The following is a 5,947-nucleotide window of genomic DNA, read 5'->3' as shown; positions in this document are numbered from 1 at the left end:
GTTAACAGCCCTGACGAGGGGTATTTGAAAGTGTCGTTTTTTGGTCCATTTTATGGCTCATATGTGGTCTTTGACCTAGAAAAAGAAAACTACGAATATGCTTTTGTATCGGGTCCGAACAATGATTATCTTTGGTTGTTATCGCGGTCACCGAGTGTAAGTGCAGATATCATCGAAAGGTTTGAAGAACTGGCTGAACAGAACGGTTTTGATGTTGAGCAATTAATATACGTGGAACAAAAATAAACCTAACAAGGCGTTTAAGAGTGATTCCAAACGCTTGCCGGTTTCGCTTCGCTCAAGTGTGGCAAACGCTTGTCACACCTTAACGCAGCGTTAGCCGTCATGGAGCTTGCTATACTCAAAGTGATAGAATAGTATCACTTTAGTATTCCTTCGGAGCAGCTCTCATGAAAGTAGAACTAGTTACATCACTTAAACGTCAAGCAACTAAGATCCTCGCCGATCTCCACGACACCAAAGAACCAGTGTTAATTACCGAGCATGGTAAGCCATCCGCGTATCTAGTTGATGTTGATGATTACGAGTTTATGCAAAATCGTTTGGCTATTCTGGAGGGGATTGCACGAGGCGAACGCGCACTAGCTGACGGTAAAGTGGTAAGTCATGATGAAGCCAAGGACAAAATGTCAAAATGGCTGAAATAATTTGGACTGAGCCAGCGTTATCTGACCTTAACGATATCGCTGAATACATCGCACTTGAAAATATCGTAGCTGCAAAGCAGTTAATACAAACGATCTTCTCGAAAGTTGAACGCTTACAAACTTTTCCTGAGTCAGGTCGTATTCCGCCCGAACTAGAACATTTAAGTTATCGTGAAGTTGTCGTTAACCCATGTCGTGTTTTCTATAAACAAGACGGTGATAAAGTTTTTATTCTGTTTGTTATGCGTGCCGAAAGGGATTTACGTAAGTTCCTGTTAAGTAAGCAATAACCTTTGAGAATGAGCGGCTAACAAACGCTTTAAGACGGATTCGCAACGCGTGGCATTTGTGGTTTGCTGTAAATTTAGTGATTTAGGTGGTGTGCGGAAGCATCGTATTGCGTTGCTCACCACTTAAGCGGGCGTTAGTTGCCAAGGCGAAAAACGCAGCTAAAGCAGAATATTTAGGGCAAATGTTAGTGCATTTTTGGCTAGGTTTTGTATTTCAAATTTTAGTCTTTTAGTCTTGTGAAAATCAGGTTTTGTTTTTTTTGGTCGGATTTTCCGTTTCAGAAGTCGGTTCACTTGTTGAGAGTTAGCTCTGTGATATTGTCATTTTCAAATGAGCTTTTTGGTGTTGTTATTCTGTTTTCTACGGCGTTGTTTTTTTCCAAGTAGTTTCAGTAACAGACGCTTTGAATCTGCGCCTGATTTTAGTTTTTCAACGTACGTAAAGTTAGTGTTGGCAAAGCGGCAATCAACTTCAAATCAAAGCTTTAGGTTTGGCAACTAACAAAGCATTCAAGAGGGATTCACAACGCTTGGCAGTTTTGGTTTGAATTAGCTTAAGTGTTTACGGCACAATGGTTTAGGTTAGGCGGTGGCGTTGTTCACCCCTTAATGCGGCGTTATAACTCTCGGAGGAATTTACAATAGTGAAGAAATATGACGGTTATATTTGGTTGAGTTCTGCTTTGTCTGCTGCTTCTTTTGCTTACTTTATGGCTATTCTTAGCGGAAATGTAGATATCTCCAAATCGTTTTTTCTCGAACTATCAACATTCTCTTTTGCGGTCAGCTTAGGCTTGAACAGCATCATCGCTTTTATTGCGTTCAACAACAGGCTTGCAGGTAAAGGTACAGCATTGGATTCCGAGTATGTCGGTGTTCAGCGTTTTCATACATGGAGTCTTCTGTCTTTTATCGTTGCTGTAGTGTCTTTGGTTGCTAATTTCTCACTATTTGCTTCCTTAGCGATGTTTGCAGCAGCATTCTACGTTACCTATCAATATTCGATAGAAGTGGCTGGTATTCGTGAAAAGTTTGGGACTCATTGAGAAAGTTATAACAAGAAATTTAAGAGTGATTCACAACGCTTGGCGCCCTCACTTCAAGTTGGTTTAGTGTTTATGGCACAATGCGTTAGGTAAGGTGTCAGCGTTGTTCACACCTTAATTTGGCGTTATATGCCTTATCGAATTCGGAGAATATATGGACATATTGGTTGAACAAGAAATTGAGCTTCATCAGTACGAGACGCGTCAGAGCTTACCTGATATTGAACGCCTGATTCATCCCAGTTTTTCTGAAGTTGGTAAATCAGGCACCAGTTATGACTTTGCTTCCATCATTGAAATGATGAGCTCAGAAGAACCTTCAGAAGTTCGGGTTCATTCTCAAAACTATGAATGTGTTCAACTTGAACCATCGGTTCACTTACTTAAGTATGAGTCTGCTTTATTGGCCCCGTCAGGTGAGGTTAGCGATTATGCCAAACGCTGTTCTATCTGGGCTTTCAACGGTATTTGTTGGCAATTGAAGTTTCATCAAGGGACACCATGTCCAGCTTTTGAATTAGTCTAAAATCATGCTTGGAAAAAGGCATATAACAATAAATTTAAGAGTGATTCACAACGCTTGGCGCTTTCACTTCAAGCCAGTTTAGTGTTTATGGCACAATGCTTTAAGTGAGGTGTTAGCGTTGTTCACACCTTAATTTGGCGTTAGTTGCCAGTGGTAAAAATGCATCTAAGGCAGAATGTTTCGGGCTAATGAATCGTGTGATTTTGCTCGGTTTTGTACTTTGGTGTAGCTTGCTAGAATTGCGTTCGATTTTTAACATTGTGGTTTTGTTTTGCCGTTTCAGACGCGAATGTACTCGTTGAAAGTCAGCTTTGTGACATTGTCTTTCCAAAAGGTCTTTTTGGTGCTTTTCAGTCAATTTTCTACGGCGTTGCTAATTCCAAGTGGTTTCAGTGACAGGGGCTTTAAAACTGCGCCTGATTTGAGTTTTTCAACGCGCTCAAAAACGGTGTTGGCAAAGTGGAAATGGACTGGAAATCAAAGGTGTAGAATGGCAACTAACAAAGCGTTTAAGGCAGATTCGCAACGTTGGCCATTTTTGGTTTTCTTTGAATTTAGTGTTTATGGCACAATGGTTTAGGTTAGGTGGCAATGTTGCTCACTACTTAACGCGGCGTTATGCGATTCAATAGTATGGAAGCAAAATGGTAGAAATAGAGAAGATTAACGAATCAAATATTGGGGCAATTAAGCTTATACGTTTAGCTGATGAACAAGTTAAGTTTGCTGGTACGGCTGATGAATTCATATCAAGTGCAAGTGAGACAACTCATTTACATGTCATAAAAAACAACGGTTCAGTAGTCGGTTTCTTCAAATTGGATGTTGCTTATTCTTCTAACTATGAGTTTTGTCCGTCAGATGGACTAGGATTAAGAGCTTTTGCTATCGACACTAGTCAGCAAGGTAAAGGGGTAGGCACGAAGGCGGTCAAAGCTCTCTTTCCCTACTTAAAAGCCCACTACTCAGCGTTCAATTGGATTTACCTGACAGTTAATTGCAAAAATCCAGGAGCAAAAGTGTGTTACGAAAAAGGTGGTTTTGAAAACTGTTTTGAACAGTATTTGGGTGGTCTAGCGGGTCCTCAATACATAATGTGCGCAAAAATCGCATAACAAAGCGTTTAAGAGTGATTCCAAACGCTTGCCGGTTTCGCTTCGCTCACAGTATGGCAAGCGCTTGTCACACCTTAACGCAGCGTTATGTGAAAGGAGGTAAAAATGGATGAAGCACGAGTGTTAAAATCCGGTGAAGTTATCACAGCTGAAGATTTGTATTTCATGGAAAACGTTGAGAGAACAGATTTTTGCTGTGATGAGTGCGAGGTACCGTTGGTTCCTTGCTCATACATAAAAGACTTCAACTTACGTAAACCTTACTTTAAAACGTTTCCTGATCGGAACCATAAATCATGGTGTGAAACTGAGAATGCATCAAAAATAAGGAAAAGAGGACTGCGTTCTAGGTTAGCTTCTGAAGAAGGTTTTCCATTGGTATATCCCAACCGCTTTAAGTTAAGAAAAGAAAGTGCTTCAGAAGCATCCGGCACTACCAGCAAGCCCGGAGTTAAAAATGCAAAACTTGGGACAAGGAATTCGAGTGAGTTTCCAGAACACAATCGTAAAACAAACTATGAGACGAGCTCGTTCAAAAGCATTGTAAATGAGTACTTTGACTTTCCCCACGATAGAGATAGGGAGTTGTTTTTTGAAGGGGTTGGTGCGGATACATATGCTACTGTTTTTCAACGAATTGAAAATACTCTAGGAAAACAGCATTTCCGCTTACAGGGCGAGGAAACCAAAGTTTACTATTCTACATTGTCGTGGAAATTGGCAGAAGTCGTTGATGATATTTTGAGGATCGAGCTTTCCCGAGGTAAGTGGGTTGATAAGAAAAATGAACGACCGTACTACGTTGAGATCGATATGTCAGATTGGCCAAAGCAAAGTAAAACCAAATTCATTAATCGTTATAATGCTGTAATTGAAACTGTACGTGGTACGTCAAAAAAAGCTTTAATAGCGTTTTTGGGAAAGCAGGACATTGAAGATGATTACTTTAGGTTCTTTACCCAACACCGTCTGCTAATTGATTTTAAATTATTCCACGATGCGTGATTCCACATAACAATCTGTTTAAGAGTGATTCGCAACGCGTGGCATTTTTACCATGCGTTGATGTTAGTGATTAAGGTGGTGTGCGGCAGCATCGGTATTGCGTTGCTCACACCTTAACAGGGCGTTAGTTGCCAGCGGTAAAACGTGGCTAAAGCGTAAAACTCTTAGGGTTAATGAACGGTGCAATTGTGCTCGGTTTTGTATGTGTGTGGTTTGCTGAAGTTGCGATCAATTGTTATTGCTGTGGTTTTGTTTTGCCGTTTCAGACGCGAATGTACTCGTTGAAAGTGAGCTTTGTGGCATTGCCTTTCCAAAAGGTCTTTTTGGTGCTTTCAGTCAGCTTTCTACGGCGTTGTAAGTTCCAAGTGGTTTCAGTTACAGGCGCTTTGAAACTGCGCCTGATTTGAGTTTTCAAAGCGCATCAAAAACGGTGTTGGCAAAGTGGATATGAACTGGAAATCAAAGGGTTTAGAATGGCAACTAACAAGGCGTTTAAGGCAGATTCGCAACGCTCGGCATTCTCGGTTTGCTTTGAATTTAGTGTTTACGTCACAATGGTTTAGGTCAGGTGGCAATGTTGCTCACTACTTAACGCGGCGTTAGTTGCCAGCGAGAAAAACGCAGCTAAGGCAGAAAATTAAGGCTAATGAATCGTGCAATTGTGCTCAGCTTTGTCTCTATGATCTAGTTTGCTGAAGTTGCGTTCGATTTTTTAATATTGTGGCTTTGTTTTGCCGTTTCAGACGCGAATGTACTCGTTGAAAATCAGCTTTGTGACATTGTCTTTCCAAAAGGTCTTTTTGATGCTTTTAGTCAGTTTTCTACGGCGTTGATAATTCCAAGTGGTTTCAGTGACAGGCGCTTTAAAACTGCGCCTGATTTAAGTTTTTCAACGCGCTCAAAAACGGTGTTGGCAAAGCGGAAATAAACTGGAAATCAAAGGTGTAGAATGGCAACTAACAAAGCGTTTAAGGCAGATTCGCAACGCTTAGCATTTTCGGTTTGCTTTGAATTTAGTGTTTACGGCACAATGGGTTAGGCTGGATGGCAATGTTGCTCACTACTTAACGCGGCGTTAGTTGCCAGCGGTAAAAACGTAGCTAAAGTAGAAAGTTTAAGGCGACTGAATTGTGCAATTTTGTTCAGTTTTGTGATTTGGTGTAGTTTGCTGAAGTCGTGTGCGATTTTAATGTTGTGGTTTCGTTTTGCCGTTTCAGGCGCTAACTTACTCGTTGAAAGTCAGCTTTGTGGCATTGTCTTTCCAAAAGGTTTATTGGGTATTTTTGGCCAGTTTTCT

7 protein-coding genes are annotated in these 5,947 nt (G+C 40.9%); all 7 read left to right on the top strand.

The features are described from left to right. A partial coding sequence (locus BS19_RS14760) for a lipocalin family protein (RefSeq protein ID WP_211253012.1) occupies nucleotides 1-246 on the top strand: 246 nt, incomplete at its 5' end. Between the two features lie 164 nt (nucleotides 247-410). Then, the gene (locus BS19_RS14755; RefSeq protein ID WP_005448240.1) at nucleotides 411-668 is read left to right on the top strand and encodes a type II toxin-antitoxin system Phd/YefM family antitoxin; all 258 of its coding nucleotides are present in this window, start codon (nucleotides 411-413) and stop codon (nucleotides 666-668) included. Next, nucleotides 656-958, top strand: a complete 303-nt coding sequence (locus BS19_RS14750) for a type II toxin-antitoxin system RelE/ParE family toxin (protein ID WP_038176278.1) — start codon at nucleotides 656-658, stop codon at nucleotides 956-958. The genes BS19_RS14755 and BS19_RS14750 overlap by 13 nt, the downstream gene beginning before the upstream one ends. Before the next feature lie 644 nt (nucleotides 959-1,602). After that, complete coding sequence (locus BS19_RS14745) at nucleotides 1,603-2,004, top strand: hypothetical protein (protein WP_038176276.1); 402 nt, start codon at nucleotides 1,603-1,605, stop codon at nucleotides 2,002-2,004. Between the two features lie 154 nt (nucleotides 2,005-2,158). Further along, a complete protein-coding gene (locus BS19_RS14740) occupies nucleotides 2,159-2,530 on the top strand; it encodes a nuclear transport factor 2 family protein (RefSeq protein WP_017065222.1) in 372 nt (123 codons plus the stop codon). 644 nt (nucleotides 2,531-3,174) lie between these two features. After that, nucleotides 3,175-3,645, top strand: a complete 471-nt coding sequence (locus tag BS19_RS14730) for a GNAT family N-acetyltransferase (protein ID WP_038176270.1) — start codon at nucleotides 3,175-3,177, stop codon at nucleotides 3,643-3,645. A gap of 105 nt (nucleotides 3,646-3,750) precedes the next feature. Further along, nucleotides 3,751-4,650, top strand: a complete 900-nt coding sequence (locus tag BS19_RS14725) for a hypothetical protein (protein WP_038176269.1) — start codon at nucleotides 3,751-3,753, stop codon at nucleotides 4,648-4,650. The last annotated feature ends 1,297 nt before the right edge of the window (nucleotides 4,651-5,947 follow it).

The organism is Vibrio pacinii DSM 19139 (assembly GCF_000711795.1).
GTDB lineage: Bacteria > Pseudomonadota > Gammaproteobacteria > Enterobacterales > Vibrionaceae > Vibrio > Vibrio pacinii.
The sequence above is the reverse complement of the archived record's forward strand: the minus strand, read 5'-3'. Positions and strand labels throughout refer to the sequence as shown.

Bases quoted from the DNA above. Each gene is read 5' to 3' on its own strand.
- BS19_RS14755 (WP_005448240.1), top strand. From the start codon at position 411: ATGAAAGTAGAACTAGTTACATCACTTAAACGTCAAGCAACTAAGATC.
- BS19_RS14750 (WP_038176278.1), top strand. From the start codon at position 656: ATGGCTGAAATAATTTGGACTGAGCCAGCGTTATCTGACCTTAACGAT.
- BS19_RS14740 (WP_017065222.1), top strand. From the start codon at position 2,159: ATGGACATATTGGTTGAACAAGAAATTGAGCTTCATCAGTACGAGACG.
- BS19_RS14730 (WP_038176270.1), top strand. From the start codon at position 3,175: ATGGTAGAAATAGAGAAGATTAACGAATCAAATATTGGGGCAATTAAG.
- BS19_RS14725 (WP_038176269.1), top strand. From the start codon at position 3,751: ATGGATGAAGCACGAGTGTTAAAATCCGGTGAAGTTATCACAGCTGAA.